The organism is Niallia sp. 03133 (genome assembly GCF_052663225.1).
This window is the reverse complement of sequence record NZ_JBQTCY010000006.1, coordinates 51,737-76,541: the sequence shown is the minus strand read 5'-3', so window position 1 is coordinate 76,541 and position 24,805 is coordinate 51,737. Positions and strand designations below refer to the sequence as shown.

At 35.1% G+C, this 24,805-nt stretch carries 21 protein-coding genes and 1 pseudogene; 8 read left to right on the top strand and 14 right to left on the bottom strand.

The features are described 5' to 3' along the window. Window positions 1-231: 231 nt before the first annotated feature. Window positions 232-1,041 carry a DUF1444 domain-containing protein gene (locus tag ACTYBU_RS10220; protein WP_445489412.1) on the bottom strand — a complete coding sequence of 270 codons (810 nt, stop codon included), beginning with the start codon at window positions 1,039-1,041 and terminating at the stop codon, window positions 232-234. A gap of 381 nt (window positions 1,042-1,422) precedes the next feature. Next, a complete protein-coding gene (locus ACTYBU_RS10215; protein ID WP_445489410.1) occupies window positions 1,423-1,740 on the bottom strand; it encodes a thioredoxin family protein in 318 nt (105 codons plus the stop codon). A gap of 286 nt (window positions 1,741-2,026) precedes the next feature. Here ACTYBU_RS10215 and ACTYBU_RS10210 point away from each other — a divergent pair, with 286 nt between their 5' ends. Further along, window positions 2,027-4,105 (top strand): methyl-accepting chemotaxis protein, encoded by a 2,079-nt coding sequence (locus ACTYBU_RS10210; RefSeq protein ID WP_445489408.1) that lies wholly within the window; start codon window positions 2,027-2,029, stop codon window positions 4,103-4,105. Window positions 4,106-4,642: 537 nt separating this feature from the next. Here the strand turns inward: ACTYBU_RS10210 and ACTYBU_RS10205 are convergent. Together ACTYBU_RS10205 and ACTYBU_RS10200 are read right to left on the bottom strand one after the other, a co-directional pair. Continuing rightward, window positions 4,643-5,161: a DUF84 family protein gene (locus tag ACTYBU_RS10205; RefSeq protein WP_445489406.1), complete on the bottom strand. Its 519-nt coding sequence runs from the start codon at window positions 5,159-5,161 to the stop codon at window positions 4,643-4,645. An 87-nt stretch (window positions 5,162-5,248) separates the two neighbouring features. Further along, window positions 5,249-6,319: a M42 family metallopeptidase gene (locus ACTYBU_RS10200; RefSeq protein ID WP_445489404.1), complete on the bottom strand. Its 1,071-nt coding sequence runs from the start codon at window positions 6,317-6,319 to the stop codon at window positions 5,249-5,251. A 745-nt stretch (window positions 6,320-7,064) separates the two neighbouring features. Here ACTYBU_RS10200 and ACTYBU_RS10195 point away from each other — a divergent pair. Next, window positions 7,065-7,382 (top strand): PepSY domain-containing protein, encoded by a 318-nt coding sequence (locus ACTYBU_RS10195; RefSeq protein WP_445489402.1) that lies wholly within the window; start codon window positions 7,065-7,067, stop codon window positions 7,380-7,382. Window positions 7,383-7,923: 541 nt separating this feature from the next. On the opposite strand, the gene trmB is transcribed toward ACTYBU_RS10195, so the two are convergent. Next, window positions 7,924-8,562 carry a tRNA (guanosine(46)-N7)-methyltransferase TrmB gene (gene trmB, locus ACTYBU_RS10190; RefSeq protein WP_445489400.1) on the bottom strand — a complete coding sequence of 213 codons (639 nt, stop codon included), beginning with the start codon at window positions 8,560-8,562 and terminating at the stop codon, window positions 7,924-7,926. Window positions 8,563-8,910: 348 nt separating this feature from the next. Here trmB and ACTYBU_RS10185 point away from each other — a divergent pair, with 348 nt between their 5' ends. Beyond that, the gene (locus tag ACTYBU_RS10185) at window positions 8,911-9,189 is read left to right on the top strand and encodes a YtzH-like family protein (RefSeq protein WP_445489398.1); all 279 of its coding nucleotides are present in this window, start codon (window positions 8,911-8,913) and stop codon (window positions 9,187-9,189) included. Here the strand turns inward: ACTYBU_RS10185 and ACTYBU_RS10180 are convergent, their stop codons facing one another. From ACTYBU_RS10180 to thpR, 4 genes are all read right to left on the bottom strand, one after another. Continuing rightward, the gene (locus ACTYBU_RS10180; protein ID WP_445489396.1) at window positions 9,190-9,963 is read right to left on the bottom strand and encodes a phosphotransferase; all 774 of its coding nucleotides are present in this window, start codon (window positions 9,961-9,963) and stop codon (window positions 9,190-9,192) included. Between the two features lie 507 nt (window positions 9,964-10,470). Then, window positions 10,471-12,612 carry a type I pullulanase gene (pulA, locus tag ACTYBU_RS10175; RefSeq protein WP_445489394.1) on the bottom strand — a complete coding sequence of 714 codons (2,142 nt, stop codon included), beginning with the start codon at window positions 12,610-12,612 and terminating at the stop codon, window positions 10,471-10,473. Between the two features lie 158 nt (window positions 12,613-12,770). Beyond that, window positions 12,771-13,664, bottom strand: a complete 894-nt coding sequence (locus tag ACTYBU_RS10170) for a nuclease-related domain-containing protein (RefSeq protein ID WP_445489392.1) — start codon at window positions 13,662-13,664, stop codon at window positions 12,771-12,773. Between the two features lie 104 nt (window positions 13,665-13,768). Then, the gene (thpR, locus tag ACTYBU_RS10165; protein WP_445489390.1) at window positions 13,769-14,335 is read right to left on the bottom strand and encodes an RNA 2',3'-cyclic phosphodiesterase; all 567 of its coding nucleotides are present in this window, start codon (window positions 14,333-14,335) and stop codon (window positions 13,769-13,771) included. 335 nt (window positions 14,336-14,670) lie between these two features. Between thpR and cysK the strand changes: the two genes are divergently transcribed. Both cysK and ACTYBU_RS10155 read left to right on the top strand, forming a co-directional pair. Then, window positions 14,671-15,597: a cysteine synthase A gene (gene cysK, locus ACTYBU_RS10160; RefSeq protein WP_445489388.1), complete on the top strand. Its 927-nt coding sequence runs from the start codon at window positions 14,671-14,673 to the stop codon at window positions 15,595-15,597. Window positions 15,598-15,652: 55 nt separating this feature from the next. Continuing rightward, window positions 15,653-15,919: pseudogene (locus ACTYBU_RS10155) on the top strand (VWA domain-containing protein); the annotation flags it as partial. A 204-nt stretch (window positions 15,920-16,123) separates the two neighbouring features. Here ACTYBU_RS10155 and dat read toward each other — a convergent pair. The 4 genes from dat to ACTYBU_RS10135 form a co-directional block, all read right to left on the bottom strand. Continuing rightward, window positions 16,124-16,981: a D-amino-acid transaminase gene (gene dat, locus ACTYBU_RS10150; RefSeq protein WP_445489386.1), complete on the bottom strand. Its 858-nt coding sequence runs from the start codon at window positions 16,979-16,981 to the stop codon at window positions 16,124-16,126. A 59-nt stretch (window positions 16,982-17,040) separates the two neighbouring features. Continuing rightward, complete coding sequence (pepV, locus tag ACTYBU_RS10145; RefSeq protein ID WP_445489384.1) at window positions 17,041-18,456, bottom strand: dipeptidase PepV; 1,416 nt, start codon at window positions 18,454-18,456, stop codon at window positions 17,041-17,043. Window positions 18,457-18,743: 287 nt separating this feature from the next. Next, window positions 18,744-19,883, bottom strand: coding sequence for an ABC transporter permease (locus ACTYBU_RS10140; protein WP_445489382.1), 1,140 nt, complete (start codon window positions 19,881-19,883; stop codon window positions 18,744-18,746). Next, window positions 19,876-20,589 carry an ABC transporter ATP-binding protein gene (locus ACTYBU_RS10135; RefSeq protein ID WP_445489380.1) on the bottom strand — a complete coding sequence of 238 codons (714 nt, stop codon included), beginning with the start codon at window positions 20,587-20,589 and terminating at the stop codon, window positions 19,876-19,878. Before ACTYBU_RS10135 ends, ACTYBU_RS10140 begins: the two co-directional genes overlap by 8 nt. A gap of 98 nt (window positions 20,590-20,687) precedes the next feature. Here ACTYBU_RS10135 and ACTYBU_RS10130 point away from each other — a divergent pair, with 98 nt between their 5' ends. Together ACTYBU_RS10130 and ACTYBU_RS10125 are read left to right on the top strand one after the other, a co-directional pair. After that, window positions 20,688-21,155 carry an NUDIX hydrolase gene (locus tag ACTYBU_RS10130; RefSeq protein ID WP_445489378.1) on the top strand — a complete coding sequence of 156 codons (468 nt, stop codon included), beginning with the start codon at window positions 20,688-20,690 and terminating at the stop codon, window positions 21,153-21,155. A 525-nt stretch (window positions 21,156-21,680) separates the two neighbouring features. Continuing rightward, entirely contained in the window at window positions 21,681-21,902 is a 222-nt protein-coding gene (locus tag ACTYBU_RS10125) for a DeoR family transcriptional regulator (protein ID WP_016202849.1), read from the top strand. A gap of 327 nt (window positions 21,903-22,229) precedes the next feature. On the opposite strand, the gene ACTYBU_RS10120 is transcribed toward ACTYBU_RS10125, so the two are convergent. Further along, on the bottom strand, window positions 22,230-22,436 hold the full coding sequence (locus ACTYBU_RS10120) for a hypothetical protein (protein WP_445489375.1): 207 nt from the start codon (window positions 22,434-22,436) through the stop codon (window positions 22,230-22,232). Window positions 22,437-22,977: 541 nt separating this feature from the next. Here ACTYBU_RS10120 and ACTYBU_RS10115 point away from each other — a divergent pair. After that, window positions 22,978-24,783 carry a glycoside hydrolase family 68 protein gene (locus ACTYBU_RS10115; RefSeq protein WP_445489373.1) on the top strand — a complete coding sequence of 602 codons (1,806 nt, stop codon included), beginning with the start codon at window positions 22,978-22,980 and terminating at the stop codon, window positions 24,781-24,783. The last annotated feature ends 22 nt before the right edge of the window (window positions 24,784-24,805 follow it).

Sequence of the window (24,805 nt, the reverse complement as noted above, 5' to 3'; positions counted from 1 at the left end):
AAAATCAGTATGCATGGTTCAGGAAGAATAGATCTTCACGAACATACCTAATTTTGCTTTCTACTCTTGCAAGCCACCCTCATTTTAGTTCTCTTTTATTGCATTTTGTTTTCAATCTGAAGTATTTTCAGCATCTTTTTCATTAAACTTTATCAACAAATGCTTTTAAGCTTGCGACAAACGATTTCACTGATTTTAAAGATTTGTCGTCTTAACCCTGCTGCAAAATGACTATTTTTTTTCTCTCTTTTTATTTTTTCCAAGAATAAAAATTGGTTCTAAACTTCCTTCTTCATATAAGAAGGATAAAGCAGTAATAGGAACCCGTCCACTGGCAAAAAAACTCATTGTCATTTGTGCAAGTACATCATATCCCGTATCATTTTTAATATCCGCTATAATCAATACATCTTGATGGGGTACAGCAAGTGCCATTGTTCCTTCTATCCTCTCGCACATTTCTTTCAAAAAAGCATCGTTTAATATTCTGCTGGCATCATATCCATCGTTGCTGTTTAGAAAATAGAAACGGTTACCAGCTACTATATCTTCTTTTAACCTTGTCTGCAGAGACCTAGCATTAAAAAGAGCAATTTCCTTTATTCTAGGGTGCTCCCAGCCTTCTTTTTTCATTAATTGTTCATCAATCAATCGGTAGGTTGTTCCCATATCTAAAGCATAATAAATTCTTGTTTCTGCTGTATGTTGATCTGTTATAAATGGAACTTCTTCATTTGATTGTATAGGAAAAGAAGTAGAACGTATAACAGGAAAAATATTTTTTTCTTTTCCTTTAAGTACTGTGTCCTTCTCAATTGCCTGAAGCCCTTGTTCAATATAATAAACAACCTCATCAATGGCTTTTTCCTTTTCTGTTTCCCATTTTGCTATAATTCCGGGCAGCGTAACTGTTACGCCTTTTCCAGACTCTTTACTTTCAATTCTAATTTGATCCTTTTTTGCATCAAATGTAAAAGTACGGTTATTCGAGCTTAATTTCTTTTTTAATAGATCTTTCATTTTTTTACTATCCATTTTCATCTATCCACCATTCTCCTTTAATAAGTTGGCGTCTAACAATTTCACTGTATATAACACTTTTTTTGCCTTCTATAAGAAAAGCGCAAGCGCCTTGCTCATTGCCGTACGAACTGGAAGGGCTTCGACTGAGATAAAGGAAACACGATGAGCGTTAGCGAATCGATGTTGACTTATCGTAGGGAGAAGACCTGAAGTTCGATAGGCAATAGGCGCTGGAGCTAGACAGCTATCTGACTTCAAAAAACTTATACTTTCTGATCTTACAAAAAACAACTTTAATCAGCCATATTTAAAAACTCTAGCTTATTATAAATGCTATATCACTTTATTTCAAAAAAAAAAAAAAGCATTACTATTTAAAAAGCAACGCTTTTTTTTGTCTTATGACAAAGAGTCAATAAATTTTTCTATCTCTTGTTGTGTTTTTCGATCCTTGCTTACAAATCTGCCTATTTCTTTACCATTTTCATATGCAATAAAACTTGGGATACCAAAAACATCTAATTCGATACAAGTATCAATAAATTTATCTCGATCGATATAGATAAAAGTGAAATCACTGTATTTTTGTTCAATTTCTGGCATGAATGGTTCTATAAAACGACAATCTCCACACCAAGTAGCAGAAAAAAGAAAAATATGTTTTTGTTTACTGCTTTGTAATTCCTTTATTTGTTCTTGCGATTGCAATGCTTGCATTATTTTTCCTCCCAAACCGTCAAGTTTTTATTCTTTGATGGTATCAAATTTTCTTCCGGCATACTAATAAAATGCTTTACTTATTCGGTAAAAAAAATTCCTATCCACTGCCACCACATAACTATCCCGGTTTATTCGAATAAGCATAAATAACTAATTCGGTTTTCATGTTAGATAATATGACACACATTTTTGTTTTTTCAACCAATACTATTGTACTAATGTTTTTTTCTAATTATAATTAATTAACAATTCTTTTTATTAAAAAAACAAAAGGGGGGACAGTATGCGAACAATAAAAAGAAAACTATATTTTATACTATGCATGACAATAGTCGGCCTTCTCTTATTATTATCCTTCACTTTTTTCCTTAATAAGATGCAATCCGACAATAGACAAAAGGAACTGGAGCTGCAATCACTCGTTAACGACAGCGGTGATATTAAAACATTAATCCTGCAAACAAGGTTAAATGAAAAGAATTATTTGCTTCATCCAACCTATTCTAATGTAGAATTAGTTACTACAAATATTGCTAAAATATTAGAATTAACAGGGGAAAACACAGATAATCCACAGGCATCCGCCAAAATTAGAAATCAATTTAAAGATATTAAGGATTTAACAAACGCATACCAAAAAAGTTTCATTGAGTTATCAGATATGTATGAGTCCATTGGATATGATTCTTTCGAAGGATTAAGAGGAGACATAGAAAGTTCGGTTAAGGAACTATCATCCATCACTAATTTTTCCAAAAACAGACAAATACAAAATGAATTAACAAAAATAAATAAATTAAAAGAACTTTATATTTCTACAAAAGCGGAAGATTTCTATAAAGACTTTATAAAAAGTACGGACGATTTAAAAAATGTTGTGAATACAAATGATCAGTTAAACACCAATACGAAAGAATCCATTCTTAATGGCATTAAAAAGTACCAAAATTACGTAAGTGTTATTCATAACTCCTATATACAAACTGACTCTTACGTCGCATCTTTTGATACCCAGTCAGGATCCATTGAGTCCGTTATTATGGATATGGACAAAGCTGTTACAAAAGAACAGGATGCTCTTCTGATTCATATCAATAAACAAAACACTATTTACACTTTAACCATTCTTTCCATTAGCATTTTTCTTATAATCGTCTTATCTATCATTGGTTTTTTATTATTAAAAAACATTACAAAGTCTATCAGTTCTCTAGAGTCAGGAGCCAAAAAAATTGGCGAGGGAGACTTTTCCCATCGTGTTCCAATTAGTACAAAAGATGAAATGGGCAACCTTGCCAAAACATTTAATAAGATGGCCGAAAAAGTACAAAAGAGCTTTCTCTTTATATTAGATTCTGGAGATCAATTACAAGCATCCTCACAACATTTAGCTGCTATATCAGAAGAAACAACCGCTCAAGCAAATGAAGTAAATACTGCCATTCAGCAGGTTGCAGTTGGTGCTACAGAGCAAGCGCATCAATTAGATAAATCTTTAACCATTCTACAAGAAGTTAATCAATCTATCACACAAGCAGGCAATTGGAGCAAAGAAATTTCGACACATGCTAATCTGACAGAAAAAGAAAGTATTACTGGATTAAAGACAATAAAAGATCTTCAAAATGTTTCTGATCAGTTTTTAACATTAGCCAATAATTTAACTGAAAAAGTAGTCATTGCTACAAAACAATCTCAAAATATTTCCACCATTGTTGATACAATACAACATATTGCAGAAAATACGAATTTACTTGCATTAAATGCAGCGATTGAAGCTGCAAGAGCTGGTGAAAGCGGGAAAGGTTTTTCTGTAGTTGCGGCAGAAGTCAAAAAGTTAGCAGAAAAATCGAAACAAGAAGCTCAGCAAATTCATCTTCTTGTACAGGGAATGCAAGTTCAAATGGAGGAACTAAAACAAGATGCTGCAACCATTAACCATTATAAGGATTTACAAAGCAATTCCGTCTTTTCCACTAAACATGCATTTGAGGTCATTGCAGAATCAATTGCCAACATTACGCAAAAAATAAGTACAATTAACAGTGCTGTTACAAGAGTAGAAAACGCCAATCTTTTATTAACCGAGAGCATCAAAGAAGTGCATGAGGTTTCCCAAACTGCAGCAGCAGCTACTGAAGAAGTTTCTGCATCCAGCGATACCCAATTAGATGCTATTTCTAAAGTTGCTATTGCAGCAACGGACCTTAATCAAATTGCCAACGAATTACATAATGAAGTAAACCAATTTAATTTGCAAAAAAATCCCGTTTCGTCTGACAGACCAAACATTTCAGCAGATCCAAAAAAGAAACCCAAATTTTTCTCTAGTATGAAACATTTTATTAAAAGAATAAACTAAATCTGCAAAGAAATAAAGTTCAACTAACCATCAGTGGGGGTTTTCTTCATCCCCCACTGGTGGTTAGTTGAACTTATCGGACCTTTACGGGCAAGTTTCAACACCTAGCTTTCTAGATTTCTCAACATCCCCAAGGGTGGGGGTCTTACTGCCCGTTAAGAGTGGGATAAACCAAGCATCTAATATGCTACAAAGTGTAGCATATGTCTTATTTGTAAAAACTTCAGGCTAATCGATGCAGGTTAATCGGCAGACATTAGGACATGGCGTAGTTAGTCGATAGTGTTCTTCCTCTGTGACTGGTTATGAGTATCCGAGCAGGACAAACAACTAGAAAAGCTTCATTTTGAAAGCCTGAAGCATATATTGCGTTAGTCAACAAAAAAATAAACTAAATATTAGTCCTTAAGAAAAAAAGAGCAGAGGCTGTCCAAGCATTCTCCTATAAACACTTAGACTTGTTATTGTTTCCAACACTAGGAACGAGCCTCAGTATTTATGATTAATTTTAGACATCCTTGCTCTATTTTTGTCAGCTTATTTTTTTTGTTTATCGTATTCATATTGTCCTATTAATAAATGGATGACATGCAAAAACATAGAACTTCGAGAGACTTTTCCATTTGTCAGGATACCAATAGCCCCCTCATTATGACGAACATTATTCTTCTGGGCATAACGATCCATAATCGGTCCTAATTCTTCTCCTGCCAATAAAGGTTCTTCTAGTTCCTCTGGCAAAGGCAATCGTGCACCTCCGCCTATAAAGATTTTCCCTTCTCTTGTAACAAGTGCCCCCCAATTGCATAAATATAAACCTTCCTTTGTACGATGGACACCACCTTCTAAACCAATGCCAATATTACCATTTCCTTCAAGTACTGCCCCTCTGCCCCTATTTACAGCTCCTTGAATCGTCTCCTCATCAGAAAATGGCTGTTCACTTACACCAGAAGGTATATCTAATGGAAGAAAAGCAGCTTCTACCATTAATGAAAAGCCTTCCTTAACAGCTGTTACTTTTGCTGGATTTTTTGTTCCTATACAAATTTTCAACCTCATATCCCTCCACTTTAAGAACGACCAAATTCTCTTTATTGGTACTCATCCCTGATAGACTAATATAAAAAGGCGGCAGTTTTATTACATCGTTAAAATGGAGGAAACTGTTGCTTTATCTGTTGACTTCACCAAATTAATTAATAATTCTTTTGCTGCAGCATAGTCATCAATATGAATGATAGAAGCACTTGTATGCACATATCTTGAACAAATTCCAATTACAGTACTTGGAACCCCCTCATTCGAAACATGGACTCTTCCCGCATCTGTTCCACCCGGAGAAACAAAATATTGATAGGCTATATTATTACTTTCAGCTGTATCCAAAACAAATTCCCTTAATCCTTTATGCGTTACCATTGTTCGATCATAAATGCGAAGAAGTGCTCCCTTTCCTAACTGGCCAAACTGTTTTTTATCCCCAGTCGTATCATTTGCAGGACTAGCATCCAATGCATAAAAAACATCTGGTTTAATCATATTTGCTGCAGTTTGTGCCCCACGCAGACCAACTTCTTCTTGAACAGTGGCACCTGAATATAAGTTATTTGGGAGCTCTACCCCTTTCATCTCCTTGAGCAGTTCAATCGCAAGGCCGCAACCATAGCGATTATCCCATGCTTTGGCCATAATTTTCTTTTTATTTGCCAAAGGAGTGAACGGACAAATAGGCAAAATAGCCTGCCCTGGTTTAATTCCGATCGTCAATGCATCCTCTTTATCATCTGCACCTATATCAATTAACATATTCTTTATTTCCATTGGTTTATTGCGCTGCGCTTCATCTAAAAGATGAGGTGGAATGGAGGCAATTACGCCTGTAATGGGTCCATTATCTGTCATGATCTGCACCCGCTGCGCTAAAAGCACTTGGCTCCACCAGCCTCCTAATGGCTGAAAACGCAGCATTCCGTTCTCCGTTATAGCCGTTACCATAAAACCAACTTCATCCATATGTCCTGCTACCATTACAATTGGATCATCTGCTTTTCCTTTTTTTACCCCAAAAATACTCCCAAGCTTATCTTGAATAATTTCATCGCTGTATAAACCTAATTGTTCACGCATAAAACAACGCACTGCATGCTCATTGCCAGGAGCGCCTGGCAGCTCTGTCAAAGCGCGAAATAGCTCTAATGTTTGTTCATTCATTTTTGGACCTTCTTTCTTTCTTTTTTTTATGTAATTCTTTTAAAATTATGTTTAGCTACAAAAGTATATTCTATTTCTTAGCGACCCTAAAAAAGCTATACTTTATTTTACCGAAATATTAAAATGCTTACCACTATTTCCTTTTCGACAAGGCTCTGTTAAATTTCATTGTTGATTTTTGAATGGTCAAGGAATCTACTCGCTTTCCGCAGACGATCCAGCAAGCCTCCTCGTTCGTACCAGTGAGGTCTCTGAAAAAGTGAATACGATAAAATATTGGTAGTGACAATCCAAGCAATCAGAGGTTTTCGTTCGGTTTTCCGAGGCTTACCACACGCTTTCCGCTGGGCTGCGCCTGATCCGCTTCGTCGCTACGCTCCTGCATGCAGAGGCTCGCCTGTCTCGCTAACCTGAGCAGGAGTCGTGCGGACACCTCTCCTAACCAACATGATGTTCGTTTTCAAATTTTCTATACCCTTTTTCCCCTTCTAAATTTAAGCGTTTCACCTTTAATTTATCTAATAAAACACTTTTCAAGTGGCCTCCGTACCCGTCTTACGTGGTCTTCCCTGCCCGTTTTTCCGCAGGAGTAGGAGTTCTCAGCAAATTCCCTTCCCAAAAACAACATTATCGTTTAACAGAGCCTTCATAAAGACAAAATTTAATCATTCAGTTGTTTTATATGTTATTTTACTTGTCCAGCCAATTTTGGCTATAATAACAGAAGGGAAATGGAGGGAATTATATGAATTGGAGATCATTTTTAGCAGGAGTCGTAATCGGGGCTGCGACTGCCTATATGACAACAGAAGCTGCAGCAAAAAATCATATACTTTCAAGTGATCACGTATTAAATATTGTAAAAAAACAATTTAAAAGCCAAGGTCCAATCACTGGTTCTTGGATTCATATGCAAAAAGAAAAATATGAACTAGAAAACACAACCTACAATGTCTATAAAGGAGGCATCACTTCACACAAGAATCAAGCAAAGGAAATCATTGAATTTATCGCTGACAGTAAAACTGGCAGAATACTTGATTACTATCCAATTAGTGTCTAAAACAGATAAAAAAACTGCTCTTTCTACAAGAAGCCTAAAGATTTACTTAGAAGTGCTGACCTATAGGATAGCAAGCACTATACAAGAGGAGATTTCACATTCGAAATCTCCTTTTGTATTTTATCCTTCATCAAGAAGAAGCAACTGAATTTTTCAGAAGATAATATAACCGTTTCGTTCCTCTTATGAAAGCTTTTAAAAGCATAAAAGAGCTATTTTTGGATAGTTTAAATTTTAATTCTACATCGCCTTATTTACCAATATACTTTCTTCTATTTCTCCATCACGATTCCATTTTAAGGCGCGATATATAGCATCATGATAAAGTGAACCTTTCCATCAGTGGGTTTTTCTTCATCCTTCACTGATGGTTAGTAGAACTTATCCGACCTTTACGAGCGAGTTTCAACACCTAGCTTCCTCGATTTCTCAGCATCCCCGAGGTGGGGGCTTACTGCCCGTTAAGAGTGGGATAAAAAATGCGGGCATCTAATGATACCCGCCTTAGTCTCGTGACAACCGTTTGCTTTCTTCGTTTTAATTATCGAAACTGAACTTCACTGCGATAAATTCTATTTCCTTTAGTGGAAAATTTCTCTTCGTATTCTGTCATAATATTGCCTTCAAAGCCGCTTCGATGAAGATCAAGACTAATAAATTTCAATAATAAACCGTATTCAGAAAAACTCTTTAAAGAATACTCAAACAACCCTTGATTATCCGTTTTAAAGTGAATTTCACCATTTTTAACTAAAATTTGTTCATAAGTATTTAAAAATGTTTTATAAGTCAATCTTCGTTTTTCATGTCTTGTTTTTGGCCATGGATCAGAAAAATTTAAATAAACACGATCCACTTCTCCATCAGCAAAAAAAGTTGTTAAATCAGCTGCATTGCTATTCATCAATTTAATATTCGGGACATTTGCATCAATTAATCGGTCTAAAGCTGATACAATGACACTTTCCTGTAATTCAATTCCAATATAATTAATCGTTGGGTTTGCTTTTGCCATTTCGCTGATAAAACGGCCTTTTCCTGTTCCAACTTCTATATGAATAGGACCTTCTTGTTCAAAAATATGCTGCCATTTACCCTTATTTTCTTCCGGAATTTGAACAACATACTGTGGGTATGCACTTAACTTGTCCTTCGCCCATGGTTTATGTCTTAATCGCATTTTGACACTCCTTCTTCCACTTATCGTTCAAACAATACCATGCATCAACTTTTCATGCAAGTCTCTTTTTTTACAACCTGTCCCATAAAGTGAACCTTCCATCAGTGGGGGTTAGTTGAACTTATCGGATCTTTACGGGCGAGTTTCAACACCTAGCTTCCTCGATTTCTCTGCATCCCCGAGTAGGGGTTTTACTGCCCGTTAAGTGTGGGATAAAAAGAAAGGATAATTTTACAAATAACAAAAAAGTATAAAGAAAAAAAGAATTCACAACCTATTAGTGAATTCCTTAAGGGTATTTGATTATTGCAGTTCGTTGCAAGAACCTGCAGAAAGGGTGTTTTCAGCATGCCAATCAATCATGAGCATCAAATAAATTTATTAAAAGATATTCTCAATAATCATCAATCTGATTGTTGTGGATCAGTTTCTGAATGTGAACAATTAGAAAGACTCATTACTTCATTAAAAGTAAATGGAAATATCGATCAAAATATTCTTCCAATACTGGAAGAAATCCATCAATATAGTCAAAAAGGAATTCAATCTTCTAATCTTAATCATCACATCGGCTCATACCAAGACCAGCTTTCCCAATGGGTGGATGATATTAATGGATTGTCTTAATTAATCCATATCATGTAAAAACTGAATCCATTTTTCCATTTCCGAATAGCGTGCTTTCTTTCTGTACCATTGTATGGAAGTAATTGTTTGTGCAACAACATACCATTTCATTCTAAGCAGCAATTGTTCGCTAAGCTCATATCCATATTTAGTTAGCCAATCTTTCCAATTTTGTTTCGGAATATACCAATACAACAGCATACCTAAATCAATGGCAGGATCTGCAATCATGGCGCCATCCCAATCGATTAAATACAACTGGTTGTCTTCAGACAGCAGCCAGTTGTTATGATTGACATCACAATGACAAACAACATGATCTTCGTTGTGGATATAAGGTAAATTCCTTTCCAAATATCGAATAGATTGATTAATAATAGGATAGTTCAAAAGTTCATCATCCAACTCAGCATTTATCACTGCAATAATCATACTTGGAAGGAGAGACGTTTTGCCAAGTCTTTTTAACATCTCTAATAAAGGCTTTGAGGTATGAATTTTTTTTAACAGCATTGCTACTCGATCATCCGTCATATCCGAATGACTAAACTCTCTTCCGATAAGCCACTGTTGAGCTGTAAATACATCTCCATTTTCAAATCTTTTTGTCCAAACAAGTTTTGGGACTATTCCTTCTGCTGACAATACGGCTAAGAATGGAGATGAATTTCTCTTTAAAAATAATTTCTGCCCTTTATTTTGGGCATAAAATGCTTCACCTGTTTCTCCACCTGCAGGGGTTATTTCCCAATCTTGTCCTAATAAATGTTCCAAAATTGTTCACCTACTATATATTATGCTCCCTAATTGATAGGTTAAGGAATCCCTGTTTGAATCTTTTGTACCCTATTTGCTGTAGGAAGAACAAACAAAAATGGTGTATCCAATAAACAACCAAACTCTTTTTAAAATATAATTCAGGCCTCAAATCAAAAACACTATTCACTTCTTGCAGCCTTCATGGTCTGGTAATTAAACTTATACGTAAAATTTATTTTTAAAAATATATTTCACTTTAGTAATAAAAAGTAATTATACAAAACAAAATAGAAAACGAATATAGTTATTAGAAAATAAATACAATGTGTACTTCATTTATCATCTTTTTAGAAATAAAAGTAAAAAACAGCTATTCCAATCAGTAACTGACAACAATAGCTATCACTTAAATATTATCTCTTATTTCATTTTTTAGTCAAGTGAATCTGACATTTAATATTATTTTTCAAAAATTTCTTTTTATTTACATTTTCTTATTCATCATAGTAAGAAATAATCCTGCTAAAGTTTTCCAATAACTGTAACACTAATAGGATAGATTGTTGTCTGTTCCTTTTGAATTGGTTCATTCTCAAGGTAGACTTTATCATCTTCTATCAGCTTTTTCCATTTACCTGAAGGCAACGGACATTTTACTTCTTTTTCACTTGCATTAATATAAACAATGATTTCTTTCCATCGGCCGAGCAATTCTATATTTTCCAACTTATATTCTACTATTTCATTCAAAACATATTGAATCTTTATATGTTTACGTATTTGATTCGCAGATCTCAAACGAAAAGCACTAGTTGTTTTTCTAAATGCAATAATCTTTTTGATAAATTCCACATTTTGTTTATAACGCACCATTCTATCCCAATTTAGCTGATTAATATGATCAGGTGATTGGTAACTGTTTTCCACCCCTTGTTTCGTTCGAAAAAATTCTTGACCACTATGCAAAAAAGGAATCCCTTGACTAAGCAGTACAAGAATGGTTGCTAAACAATGTTTTTTTCGTTTCTTTTCCTCTGACATGTCCGGATAGCAAATTTCAATTTTATCCCATAATGTGTGATTATCATGTGATTCAACATAATTAACAGATTGATGTGGTTCAGTAAACAAGCCATCAGGCTGCATAAGTCCTACGCTTCCAGCCAACAATTCATGGATATTATGTTCATCTCCACCTAAAGCAAAACCCTTATGATCTAATTGAAAAGTACTTCCTTTTATTTTATCTCGAAATTGATCGTTAAATTGTGCGATGCCAGGCAGTTCTTTCTGGTTAAGAATGATTGCTTTTTGCTTATCTGGCAAGGCGGTCTGTAAATTCCAACCCTCTCCAATTATTAAAAAATAAGGGTCATATTGAACACATAGACTGCGAACTTGATTCATTGTTTCAATATCAAGAATTCCCATTAAATCAAAGCGTAGTCCATCTATCTGGTACTCATTCAGCCAAAAACGGACAGAATCTAAAATAAATCTTCTTACCATCAATCGTTCTGAAGCAATGTCATTTCCTACTCCAGTTCCATTTGAAGGCATACCAAACGAATCATATCGAAAAAAATATCCAGGCACTATTTTTTCAAAGGAAGATTCTTCCTTTTTATAAACATGATTATATACTACATCTAAGATCACTCTTAGCCCCTGCTTCTGTACTTCATGAATCATTGTTTTTAATTCGCTTATTCGCGCATATGGATTTTGAGGGTCTAGCGAATAACTTCCATCTGGAACATTATAATGGGATGGATTGTAGCCCCAATTGTATGTTTTTATTTCTTCCAGTTCATCTACTTCTTCAAAATCATGCACTGGGAGAAATTCAATATGTGTGGCACCTAAATCTTTCACATAAGAAAGGCCTGTTATTTCACCAGTATTTGTTTGAGTATGAAGTTCAGCAGCCCCTACATAAGTGCCTTTTTTCTTTGCGCCGCTGTTCGGATGGATAGTAAAATCCCGAATATGTGTTTCATAAATAATACTGTCAACCGAATGTTCTATTGGAGGCAAAGCTGGTTTACTCTCTTTTGTTTTCGACAAATCAACGATTGCACCAGTTAATCCATTAGCACTAACTGCAACAGCGTACGGATCAACTGCTTCTCTCCATTCTAAGTTTATAAGAACTAGATAACTGTAATAATATCCTTCTAATTCCCCTTTGGCTTTAGTCGTCCAAACGCCTCTTTCTTTTCTTGTCATCATTAATTCTTTTCGTTCCGCTGCTGTTTTTTTCGGATCTTGAAGCACCAATTTTACTTGCTGGGCAGTAGGAGCCCATAAAGTAAATACACATTTGTCTTTTGAATATTCCAAGCCTAAGGGCCCAGAATAATAAAAGAGTTCATCAAATTCCTTTGTTCGAATAACCGCCCCTATTTGTAAATCCGTACTTTCATGATATTCATCTTCAATCGTATAGTTTTTTCCTATCACAACAGCGGCAGGTACTTTGCATATGTATTTCGTGAAATCTTTTAAGGTTTCTTTTGATTCAATTGATAATATAACTTTCCTTCCATCCTCTACTAAAAAAAAACTGTTTGATTCCCCTTGATGATAGGAATAAGGGAGTAAGATTGTAACAATCGTTATTTCATCTAAATAAGCAAAAAATTTACGCTTTATCGATAACAAAGCCTTCAACTCCTCTAGATTAAACATTCATTCTTCTTACAAAACTCACATGGTGACTCATTCCTCATCACCATAATTTTAAAAAACGATATTGCAAATCAAACATAATTTAAGACGGAGTGAGCATATCCGTTCACTTTTGTCCTGCGTATTCCCAGCTATTCTTCTTTTATATCCCATTCATACCTTCTCATACAAGTTGTTAAACAATGATACAATAGTTTTTCTGCTGTCTTTAGCTGAATAGCTTTTAACGGCGAGTGATTATGTCGCATGATTTTCAACCAATCATCATAATTGCGTTTTTCAATAATGGTCAAATGATGTGGAGCCATCGGATAATCAATATAGCCATTTCTTGTCAATATTGCCTTTTTTACAGGAAAATCAATTTCATATTTCTCCAATATTTTTTTTACTACTTTTTCTGTCTTATTGATTGTAATTAAAGGACTGAGGATTTTTTTTTCTTTATCATCCTTTTTCTTTGTCCAAAACTTTTCATTTGAGCCTACAAAAACAGCGGAATCTTCTGCTTCTAATAATGTTATGCACCAAACTCCAGTAGGTGTAATAATAATAGTATCCAATTCAATTGGAGCATTCTGCAATATAAAAACAGGTTTATAAAGTACTAAATAAGTATCCGGAAATCGCTGCAAGTAATATTTTAATGCTTCATCATAATAAAACGCCTTTTTTACGATTGATTTTTCCGTTAAGGTTGAGCTGGCCCATTTTAATTGAAATGGGAATAGTTGATTTAAAAATTGAACTTTTAAGTCTTCCAACGATTTGGGTTCTGCATAAAAATAGGGTTGGCATTCAAAATCCAACTCCTCTTCTTCTGCAGACAGTTCATTGCTATCTATATAAGGGATTGCTGCTTCGTCTTGTTTATTTTTCTGAAACATGCCTTTTAATTTTGTAAAAATAGACCCTTTTTCGTTCATCCATTCTTCTTCATGAAAAGTGCCCGCTTTAAGTAAAGAAGAAGTCAGCTCTATGTTGTCAAATGACTTTTTTACGCCTTCCCATTTTTGTTTTTTCAAACGTACAAAACGTGAGGGATAGACCAAAATATTTTGTTCATAACGTGAGATATAATCTTTTATTTTGATTAATTGCGCCAAACCGCTTCACCCTTTCCTAGGCATCACCCTTCTGAAAATCTAAACGTATAAATAGCTTCATATTTCGGCTCTTTTTCTACATGTGTTTGAAATAATTGAATGCTATCTACTTGAAATGCTAATTTTTCTTCTAATAGATTTTTCTCATTCAGCATTGACCTCGAAAAATTTTCTCCTTCCCATTTTCTTGCTAATGTAATATGAGGATGAAACGTTCTCTTTTCTAGTGTAAACTCAGATTTTCCGCATTCTTCATATACACGATTTCTTAGGGAATGCAGTTTTTTTTCTTCCTTGACACCTAACCAAAATACCCTTGGTTTATCAGAATCACCAAAAAAACCCAATGTGCTAATTTGTAAATAAAAAGAGCGTTCTTTATGTATTTGGTTATGTAATAAATTTATTAATGTCTGCAATTGCTCCTTGGAGGAAGATCCTAAAAAAGCAAGAGTAAGATGGTAATCTAATGGATGCACCCATTTTTTAAAAGGGAAGGAATGTTTTAAACCTTCTCTTGCTTCCTTTATTTTTTCTTTGATTTCTATAGGTAAATTAACTGCAATAAAATAGTGCGGCTGCGTCGACATGAAAACACCTTTTCTTTTTTCATATATATTATTGTACAATATAACGGTTCATTTTTAGTGACAAGGTTAAATGCTATTAATAAATATCATATAAACGCTATAATGCTATTATATATCCTTTATTGACTATTTTAATCCATATAATGCTGCTTTATTTTATGTTATTAAAATGTTTCTCCAATAAAATTCGCTCTTGTTAGCTGTAACTATGATTTTAGTTGTTTTTTTCCTATTCGTCCAATTTTGGATAATCAAAACAAGCATTTGTCTTCTGCTTATTTAAATGGAATTTCAATAAAAAAATTAAACAAAAATAGAAAAGGACAGGTCTTATCATGAAAATTTATGAAAATATTTCTCAACTAATCGGCAATACCCCATTAGTAAAATTGAACTCTATTGGAAAAGAAGGTGGTGCAAATATTTACGCTAAACTTGAATTTTTCAATCCAAGCAGAAGTGTTAAAGATCGAGCAGCCTTTCATATGATAGCTTGTGCCGAGAAAACAGGGAAGCTGCTTCCAGGAGCAACCATTATTGAACCAACAAGCGGCAATACAGGCATTGGTCTTGCTATGAATGCTGCTGCAAGAGGATATCGCGCTATCCTTGTTATGCCAGATACCATGACAAAAGAAAGAATAAACATATTAAAAGCATATGGAGCAGAAGTTGTATTAACCCCTGGTGAGGAGAAAATGCCCGGATCGATCAAAAAAGCTTTGCAATTGGCGGAAGAAATTCCTAATAGCTTTGTTCCAATGCAGTTTAATAATATCCATAATCCCGGCGCTCACCGACACACTACTGCGGTTGAAATCATGGAAGCTATGAAAAAGTTAAACAAGCCACTCTCTGCATTTGTAGCAACAGCAGGAACAGGTGGAACCATTACAGGAACAGGAGAAGTGCTAAAAGAGAATTATCCAAATTTATCGGTCCATGTAGTGGAACCTGCGGGATCTCCCGTTCTATCAGGGGGAAAACCAGGACCGCATAAACTGGTAGGTACTAGTCCTGGATTTATTCCAGAAATTTTAAATCAGTCTGTTTATGATGAAATTCATACCATTACAGATGAGGAAGCATATGAGTATACAAAAAGGTTAGCGAAAGAAGAAGGAATTTTAGCAGGCCCATCGTCTGGTGCAGCTTGTTTCGCAGCAGCAAAAGTTGCCAAAACGCTATCACCAGAGGATGTAGTCATTTTTATTGTATGTGATACAGGAGAAAGATATTTATCAAGTGATGTTTTTTCATAAGCAGTCCCTAGCATGCTTCTTTTCATTTCAACGGAGTTCCATATACGTTTATTATAATGGAGGTTGTAAATGCACCATTAAGAAGCCTGTTGTTTCTTCATCAGACAAAGCTATTTTTTGACAATTTGTAGGCATAAGCAACAGTAATTTTGACGTATTAGAAAAATTGGATACGATGGAAGGACGTTATGTAGATAACGCTAATTTTTTCCATACTGAAAACATCGATAAAATTTCTGATGACCAATTATATGATAAATTATTAAACGAATTTCCAGAATGGATCAAAGAAGCAAGAGAAAAAATATCCTTTTTTAAATAAAAAAAGCGTTTGTCGAAGGCTTCATGCCTTTTACCGACAAACGTTTTTATTTTCTATAAAGTAAACTTCCATCAGTGGGGTTTTCCTCATCCCCCACTGATGGTTAGTTGGGATCTTTACAGGCAGTTATCCCCCACCTAGCTTCCTCGATTTCTCGGCATCTTGAGATGTGGGGTCTTACTGCCTGTTAAGAGCGGGATAAAACTATTCTATTTCTCCACAGCAAGCAATAATTTCTTTTTTAAAGTAATCCTGTAATGTTTTTGTTGTTTCTCCCACTTCACCACTTGCAACAGGAACATTATTAACGGAAACAATCGGAGTTACTTCAGAAGTCGTACTGGAAAGAAACACCTCATCTGCATCGATTAAATCCTCGATAGAAAATGCCTCTTCTTTAACTTCCAACCCTTGTCTTTGGCAAATCTCCACGATTTTTTGTCTTGTAATTCCATTTAGAATGTACTGGTTTGCTTCATGAGTTCTTATCGTTTGGTCCTTTATTATCCATATATTCGAAGAACTTCCTTCTGTTACGGTTAAATCTCGATATTGAATACTTTCATAACAGTTTGCCTCCGCTGCTTTTTGTTTTGCCATTACATTTCCAAGTAGGTTTAAACTTTTTATATCGCAGCGCGACCATCTAATATCCTCCACAGTAATAGCTGAAACACCATTGGCTAAATTTTCTTTAGGGCGTTCAAGTGGTTTTGTATAGGCAATAAACATCGGTGGTACTTCACTGGTTGGATAAGCATGATTTCTTGGACATGTTCCCCTTGTAAACTGCATATAAACAATGCCATTATGTATATTATTTCTTCGAATGAGCTCTTCTAGTAATACCAATAATTCATGTACCGTATACGATATCTGAATATTGATTTTTCCACTGCTTGCCTGCAGTCGCTCCAAGTGCTCATTTCCTGTAAACATTTTGCCATTATAAACGCGGATTACTTCATAAATTCCATCCCCAAATTGATACCCTCTATCCTCTATATCTACTTTTGCTTCTTCTCTCGGAATAAATTCCCCATTCATTAACACGGTGCTCATTTCTCTTTCTCCCTTCAGCCCTACTATATTCTCTGTTTTTTGTAGGGAACATCCTTGAATTATTTAGCTAATTCATATATAGCCTGTGCATAGATAGCAGCGGCTTTTACTAAATCCTCTATATACATATACTCATCCTTTTGATGAGCTATATCTTCTCTTCCTGGAAAAAGCGGTCCGAATGCTACCCCTTGTTCTAATGAACGGGCATACGTACCTCCTCCTATGGAAATTAATTCTGCCTTCTGACCTGTTTGTTCCTCATAAACTTTGCTTAATGTTTTTATTAACAACGAATCTTTTTCAACATGATGAGGTTTGGAATTTGAATAATTTTCAATTAAAAATCCACATTCCCCCAGCAATTCATCCAGCTGAAGTTTTGTTTTTTCCATATTATTGGTTACAGGATAACGTAATGACAGACCCAACCTTCCACCATCATCCTTTGTATAAGACAATCTGCCGACATTGATGGTTAAATCTCCTGTAATATCGTCGTTATAAGCTATACCGAGTTTTCTGCCTCTAGAATCATCTGTAAAATAGCTAGAAAGTAGTCTAAAAAAAGGTGTCGCTTTTTCATCAAGCGATAAAGCTTGTAAAAATGCTGCGAGCTTCAATCCTGCATTTACTCCATTGTCAGGCTCTAATCCATGTGCCGAAACACCATCCAACTCTAAATGCAGGTTTCCTCTGTCCACTATATATCGACCAGTTGTATTCTGATGGATTAAAAATTCATTAAAACGCTGGATTACTTCCTGCTCGTTCTGTACACACAATACAGCTTTAGCAAAATCCGGAACCATATTATTTCTTCTGCCTGAGCGAAAAGATATTACTTCTGCCAATGCTTTAATTTCCAATTCTTCTTTTTCCCGGATTTGCACAATATCAAAATCGGCAATTCCCTTCTCTGCAAAAATAATAGGAAAATCAGCATCTGGAGCAAAGCCCATAGTGGGCATCTTTTCCTCTTGAAAATATGCATCCACACAACGCCATTGGCTTTCTTCATCTGTTCCAACAATCATCCTAATTTCTTTATTTAAAGGAAGATTCATCTCTTTTATTATTTTCATTGCATAGTATGCTGCAATGGTTGGTCCTTTATCATCCAATGCACCTCTTGCAAATATCTTTCCATCGCGTACTTCTGCACCAAATGGTTCACTTGTCCATCCATCTCCCTCTGGAACTACATCAACATGACAAAGAATCCCTATGCTTTCCTCTCCATCGCCAAACTGCAGATGGCCGGCAACATTTTTTATATTTTTTACATTAAAACCATCTTTTTTGCCTAGCTCCAGCATATAGGATAATGCTTCTTTTACCCCAGTTCCCAATGGTGCTTCTTCTGTTGCGCGCTCTTCATCTAATACACTTTTTATTTGCAATAATCCTTGCAAATCTTTTATTAATTCACCTTCTCGAATTTGGACTTCTTTTAACCAATCAATTTTATTCATATTATCCTCCTCTATAAGCGCTATCTAACAACAAAGAGATCAATATAGAAAAGCACAGACCCTTTTGTATTTTCTTCAAGTCGGAGCTGGCTATCTATCTAACATGATAAAGTGAACCTTTCCATCAGTGGGGGTTTTACTGCCCGTAAAAGAGTGGGATAAAAGTTAACTTACTTTATAGGAAAACATACCACAAATAAATTTGTAAGAAAAATAAAAACAAATTCAAGGATCAAATAACTAAACTTCTGTATATTTCATCCATTTCCCTCTTATTTTACCTTCATCTAAAAAAAGTGCAACCGCATATAGAAACTGATAACTGCAACCATGAGTGCCAAACTTGTTAATAGACTTATTGCCCACTTTTTTGCTAGATAAAAGCTCTGGTCCTCTTTATAAACGTTTAGCAACGGCACTACATTCATTATTTTTGCCCAAACGGCACGAGACCAAATAGTCAAGAAAAGAAGAAGAACAAAAAACACACTTATTCTTAACCAGACAGCCGGCAAAAGAAAAATGGCTGTTGATATAGAAGCGGTAATTTGGACATAACTGATCCAGTAGGAAGAGTTGCGGATAAACACTTTTATAAACAATTCTAGAAAACCTTTTACAGCCGTTCTTTTTCTAAATATTCGCCGTGAAGATCGATTCAAAAAAGGTGTTTTCCTCGTAGAATACGACGTTTTTTCTACCTGCATCGAAAATTGTAAAATGAGAGAAGTATAAGCCAGCTTCGCCCTTTTCTCCACCTCTACATCCCGATCAAACGAATTGGTTCTTTTTAATTTATTTAGATATACCAATGGATGGAAAATAAACATCAATATAATCAGTAAAAATAGGAAATTATTAGAGAAGTTTACTAGATCCCAAATAAAATACCCAGTACAAAATCCAATGATTCGGCAGGTTATACGGATCACTTTATTTTTCATATGGGAAAATATCAATTTAAAATGAATGATCCATAATTTAAAGATAGAAACGAAAAAAAACAGCTGTATGATTTGTATAACATTCCAATGAGATATAACCAAAAAATAAGGTAACGATAAACAGAGCAAAATTGCCGTTTCCACCAAATGGATGAAGCAAGAATAAAGATATCCCCACTTTTTCATTCCTGAAAAAAGGGAGGTATTTCTTATCAAAAAGACTTTATCTGCTTCTAATGCAAAAGTACGGATCTTGCCAGTCCAACAAAAACAATATAGAAGAAACAATCCAAAGGTTAACGAAATACGCTCCATCCAAACTGGTGGGGCAAGCCACCATGAATGATAAAGAAAAGAAAAAATGACTAAAGAAGGAACAACAAGATATAGAATAATGGTCCAGTCTAAAATCCTTTTTATCACATTAAATTGATAGTGAATACTTTTTATTAACCGGCTAAAAAAAAGGATAAAACTACTCATCTGCTGCTTCTCCCGCAATATAATGAAAACATTCAAATAAAGAACCATTATGCAATCCGCATTTTTCTCTAAATGCTCCTAGTGTTCCAATTGCAGTTAATGTCCCATGATGAATCATTAAAAAACGGTCGCAAATTTTCTCAGCAGTATCAAGAACATGTGTGGACATCAAAATGCCTGCTCCTCTTATTCTTTCTTCCTGTAAAGAATCCAACAACAGCTTCGTTGCCATTGGATCTAACCCCATAAACGGTTCATCAATAATATAAAAAGAGGGTTTTGTAATAAAAGCGAGAACAAGCATCGCTTTTTGCTGCATTCCTTTAGAAAAAGTTTGTGGAAATTGATGTTTATGCTCTTGTAAAGAAAACTTTTTTAATAGCCGTTCGGCATCAGAATGGAATTTTTCTTGCTCTAATTCTTCCACTGCTGCGATAAAATCTAAATGCTCCCATAAAGTTAATTCATCATAAAATACTGGCCTTTCCGGTATATAGCTGTATGTACATCCATTTTTTATCTTTATGCTTCCATCCATATGAGCCAACAAACCAAGCATTCCCTTTATTGTGGTGCTTTTCCCTGCTCCATTTGAGCCAATTATTCCTATCAACTCTCCACTTTGCAACTCAAAATCAATTGAATGAATAATGCTTTCATTACTTTCATACCCTGCCTTTTTTATGCTTACATGTAGTAAATCCAAGTAATATTCCCCTCCTTTGTTTATATACGGTTATAGGAGGATAAAAGTTTTTTATTTTCCTTTTTTTATGTAAAATATGATCTAGAGCTGGAGAGAGGATGAATGTTTTGGATTATATTAAGCAACTTCGAAAGTTAATTGGAAAAATGCCCGTCATTTTAGTTGGTTCTGTTGTCATTTTATTAGACGATAAAAAAAGAATACTGTTACAACAGAGAACTCATCCACACGGTGTTTGGGGTCTTCCAGGAGGACTAATGGAACCTGGAGAATCAACGGAGGAAACAGCAATTAGAGAAGTTTATGAAGAAACTGGATTAACCGTATCTTCTTTAAACTTGATTCAAGTGTATTCAGGTGAACAGTATTTTACAGTTGCAGCAAATGGCGATCCTTTTTATTCGGTCACCGCCGTTTACAATACCACTTCATACAGTGGTACTATTAAAATAAATGAAGAGGAAGCACTTGATTTAGCCTTTTTTGCAAAAGATAATTTACCAGAAGAAATGATCGGTAGCCACCTCCAGTTTATTAAAGATTTTTTTTCATTTACGCCTATATAAATATCCCCTTATTTCCTGCCAAGGTCACTGAAAAAGTGGTTTATTAGATAAATTATAGGTGAAATACTTGAATTTAGTACGATAAAAATGGTGTAGGTAGTTTGAGACGCGCCAAAATGTATCATATTAGGTTTAAAAGGATTTATTATCTACCTACCGTTAAAAGAAAATTTTTTACAAGGCAAATAAATAGGAGGAATAATCTTCAGATTATTTGCATAATTATCCACTAACTCCAATAGTATCTGCTATATGAATGTTTAATTGACAACTAGGAGGTGGTTTATATAGACAATATAAAGCAAATATTTTGTAAATTTCAGCAAATGATGTAGAATTAATCATAAAATAGGGGTACAATAATGATAAGAGTTTGACATTATGATAATGTGTTCACTATTAGCCAATGGAAAAGGAGTTGTCTGTGGAAAAGAAAATTACATACGCTTGAAGAATTTGTCTTCAAATAAGCTGTCGGTCGCAGGAATTTGCCAAAGGTTTGAAAAAAGGATAGGGAGTGGTTTATTGAAACCTTCAACTAACCGGATGTTAAACCGTATCAAATCCGTCTACATGTTTATTAGTAAGCGTGGAACTGTAACAACACAAGAGCTGGTGGAGGAATTTGGTATTACTCCTCGAACGATTCAAAGAGATTTGAATGTGTTAGCATATAACGACTTAGTGCAGAGTCCTAGTCGTGGAAAATGGACAACAACAAGAAAAAAAGTCAAAATGACTTCATAAATGGTGAATAGAACATGTTAGACTATTAAATTATTTAGTTTTTTTTATCTTGTCATTATGATTGCAGATTATCTAGCACCATAAAGCAAACATAAACAAGTATGCATGGAAAATTTATTATGTAATATAAAAACGCCCATATAATGAACAGCACCCAAATTGTAAACGTCTGTTCATTAAGATAAAGGGGCGTTTTTTATGTGCGAAAGTGAACTTTTTTACAGAAAATTCTCCTCATCAAACAGGATGCAGCCATCATTGACTTTATAAGCCATTCACCTATTTCCTTCCATTTCTTTAAAACTGTACTGGCAGCATTTCATCTTTTTATGGCTTTACATTCATAGCCTTCTTTATGCAAGTATTGCAGCAGCAGGCCCAAGGGGTTAGCTGTGGCTTGTCGATCATACAATAGAATATAACAGGTCTATGATGACCAAGGTTCTTTAATTGATTGATCGTTTCCCCTACATACCGTTTATCCTTATAAAACCAGTCGCGACTATCTATATCCCAATCCCTTGAACTACTCACCACTTAACAACCTTACGCTCTGGTTGAATTAGAAGATTCCTAAGAACACCAGTGCATCCACCAGTTATGGATCAGTTCCTGCGGTTTGAAGTCTTATCGCTTCGTTTTTGATATGGATGCTTGCGTTCCCATCACGATCATGGGTAACCGATTTCTGCAAAGTAATACTATCCACCTCCTTCAAAAAAGTACTGCTTCTTTCGTACAGGAAGTATCATACGGAGGAAAGTTTTGGCTAAAGCCAACCAACATTCATCTCCCACCTACTCATTGAGCTTTGTCCTCCATATTCCTTGAGGTGGGAGTCTTCTGTCGGGAAATGATAAAACTGTTTTTTTTATTTTATTATACCAATACATGAAAACTATTGTTTCTTCTATTCCAGAATAGACCGCTGAAAAAAACATCATTGTAAAAGAAAAACAAAATAGGCCTATAAAAAGGAAAAATGGTTATCTATACTACATATTTTGTCTATACTACCTCGTCCTTCTTACATACAGTATAGAGAACAAAAGACAAAGATAAAGGTGGGAAAGATATGCGTGATAACAACCATCCAAAAGATGGACATACCTTGGGAAAAAGCTGCAAAAGAAGACAAGTTTTTCCAATTGCAAGCACAACTGCCCAAAATTCAGTAATTGTAGGAGGACCTTCCAACAGAAATTTTCCAAGTGGTAGTAGTGGTGATAATCAAGTAACTACTAATACAACATTTCGCATTTTCAATGAACAACAAATAAGAAACTACTGCAAATATAATCCAGAAAGAGATTTTGATCGCTGTCTATCTGAGCATATAGATGCTGAACCATCTGCTTGGACAAGAGAACAAGCAGAACAAATTGAAATCACTCCAACCAATGTTACTAATGTTATCATGGAACCATTTCCAAGAATTTCACCAGACGTATGGATTTGGGATATGTGGCCATTAACAGAAAAGGATGGATCGATAGCGGTTCTTCCAGGAGGATGGAGAGTATTATTTGCCTTAACAGCACCAAGAAGTGTTTTACCAGGTAAACGACATGATGTTGCTAGAATTGGCTACTTCTACTCTAAAAATGGATTAGATTGGATTGAAGGTGGACATGTATTCCCAACTGGAGATGCATTCGGATCAAGGGAATGGGCAGGATCTGCGTTTGTAGAAAACGGTACAATTCATTTTTTCTATACAGCAACTGGACGACGCGGAGAAACCCAATTAACATTTGAACAAAGAATTGCTTATGCAAGAGGAGAAGTTTTTTCTAATCTTAATGGAGTTATTTTCGACAACTGGGATCCGCACCAAATCATTCTTGAACCAGATGGCGTGTTTTACCAAACATTTGAGCAATCTCAAGGTGGAGGGATTATTTACGCATTCCGTGATCCTTACTTCTTTAAAGATCCTGCAACAGGATGTGAATACTTGTTATTTGAAGGGAATACAGGCGGATTCTCTGGAGAAATTAATTGCGGCCCTGGAGTTCCTGAAGAAGCTTCATTATTTACAGGCAATATTGGAATTGCGCTTTTGAGAAACAATGATTTTACGGAATGGGAACTGCTTCCTCCTCTATTAGAAGCAAATTGTGTGAATCAACAGACAGAACGTCCTCATCTCATTGTAAGTGGTGGACGATACTATCTATTTACAGATAGTCATGAATTTACATTTGCACCAGGTCTTCAAGGAGGTCCAGGTCCAGATGGTTTATATGGATTTGTAGCAAGTTCTCTTCGAGGCAATTATGTTCCATTAAACGGCAGCGGACTTGTCGTGACAAACCCACCTCAAGAGCCGTTTCAAGCATATTCATGGCTCGTGCTTCCGGATTTCTCTGTACTAAGTTTTATTGATAATTTTGATTTACAGGGAATTCCAATCCAAGACGTAGGATTACTTCCACCAGAATTCCAATTTGCTCATTTTGGCGGCACCCTTGCACCTACCATTCAATTAGAGGTACAAGGCAGTACTACAAGAATAGTAAATGAATTAGAATTTGGATTAATGATGCTATCTCAAACGGAAAGCCCAAAATGCAATCAAAGGTTCTGCGATGAATGCGATTCTAATCATAGAGGTGATCATGCCTCTCCATGTTGTGATGAGCATCATATGAAAGAGAAAAATCCTCATCATCATGACAAACATTCCCAGGAGGATTACTTTGATGAAAGATCTAACCAATCTAACCAATCAAATCAATCTAATCAATCTAATCAATCTAGCCTTTTAAGTATTAATAATCTACTTCCAATATTAGGTTTATTACCGAAGAATGACATAAAAAATTTGCTCCAAAAAGTCTCTGAAGTACTGCTAAATGAAAATCGTAAAAAAAGCTGATTACCCATATAAAAATCCTATA

What these genes read in the sequence shown, in the direction of transcription:
- cysK (WP_445489388.1), top strand. Translation starts at nt 14,671, where the DNA reads ATGAAAATTTATGAAAATATTTCTCAACTAATCGGCAATACCCCATTA.
- pepV (WP_445489384.1), bottom strand. Translation starts at nt 18,456, where the DNA reads ATGAATAAAATTGATTGGTTAAAAGAAGTCCAAATTCGAGAAGGTGAA.
- ACTYBU_RS10200 (WP_445489404.1), bottom strand. Translation starts at nt 6,319, where the DNA reads ATGAATGAACAAACATTAGAGCTATTTCGCGCTTTGACAGAGCTGCCA.
- trmB (WP_445489400.1), bottom strand. Translation starts at nt 8,562, where the DNA reads ATGCGATTAAGACATAAACCATGGGCGAAGGACAAGTTAAGTGCATAC.
- ACTYBU_RS10210 (WP_445489408.1), top strand. Translation starts at nt 2,027, where the DNA reads ATGCGAACAATAAAAAGAAAACTATATTTTATACTATGCATGACAATA.
- ACTYBU_RS10195 (WP_445489402.1), top strand. Translation starts at nt 7,065, where the DNA reads ATGAATTGGAGATCATTTTTAGCAGGAGTCGTAATCGGGGCTGCGACT.
- ACTYBU_RS10115 (WP_445489373.1), top strand. Translation starts at nt 22,978, where the DNA reads ATGCGTGATAACAACCATCCAAAAGATGGACATACCTTGGGAAAAAGC.
- ACTYBU_RS10185 (WP_445489398.1), top strand. Translation starts at nt 8,911, where the DNA reads ATGCCAATCAATCATGAGCATCAAATAAATTTATTAAAAGATATTCTC.
- ACTYBU_RS10140 (WP_445489382.1), bottom strand. Translation starts at nt 19,883, where the DNA reads ATGAGTAGTTTTATCCTTTTTTTTAGCCGGTTAATAAAAAGTATTCAC.
- ACTYBU_RS10215 (WP_445489410.1), bottom strand. Translation starts at nt 1,740, where the DNA reads ATGCAAGCATTGCAATCGCAAGAACAAATAAAGGAATTACAAAGCAGT.
- ACTYBU_RS10130 (WP_445489378.1), top strand. Translation starts at nt 20,688, where the DNA reads ATGAATGTTTTGGATTATATTAAGCAACTTCGAAAGTTAATTGGAAAA.
- thpR (WP_445489390.1), bottom strand. Translation starts at nt 14,335, where the DNA reads ATGTCGACGCAGCCGCACTATTTTATTGCAGTTAATTTACCTATAGAA.
- ACTYBU_RS10220 (WP_445489412.1), bottom strand. Translation starts at nt 1,041, where the DNA reads ATGAAAATGGATAGTAAAAAAATGAAAGATCTATTAAAAAAGAAATTA.
- dat (WP_445489386.1), bottom strand. Translation starts at nt 16,981, where the DNA reads ATGAGCACCGTGTTAATGAATGGGGAATTTATTCCGAGAGAAGAAGCA.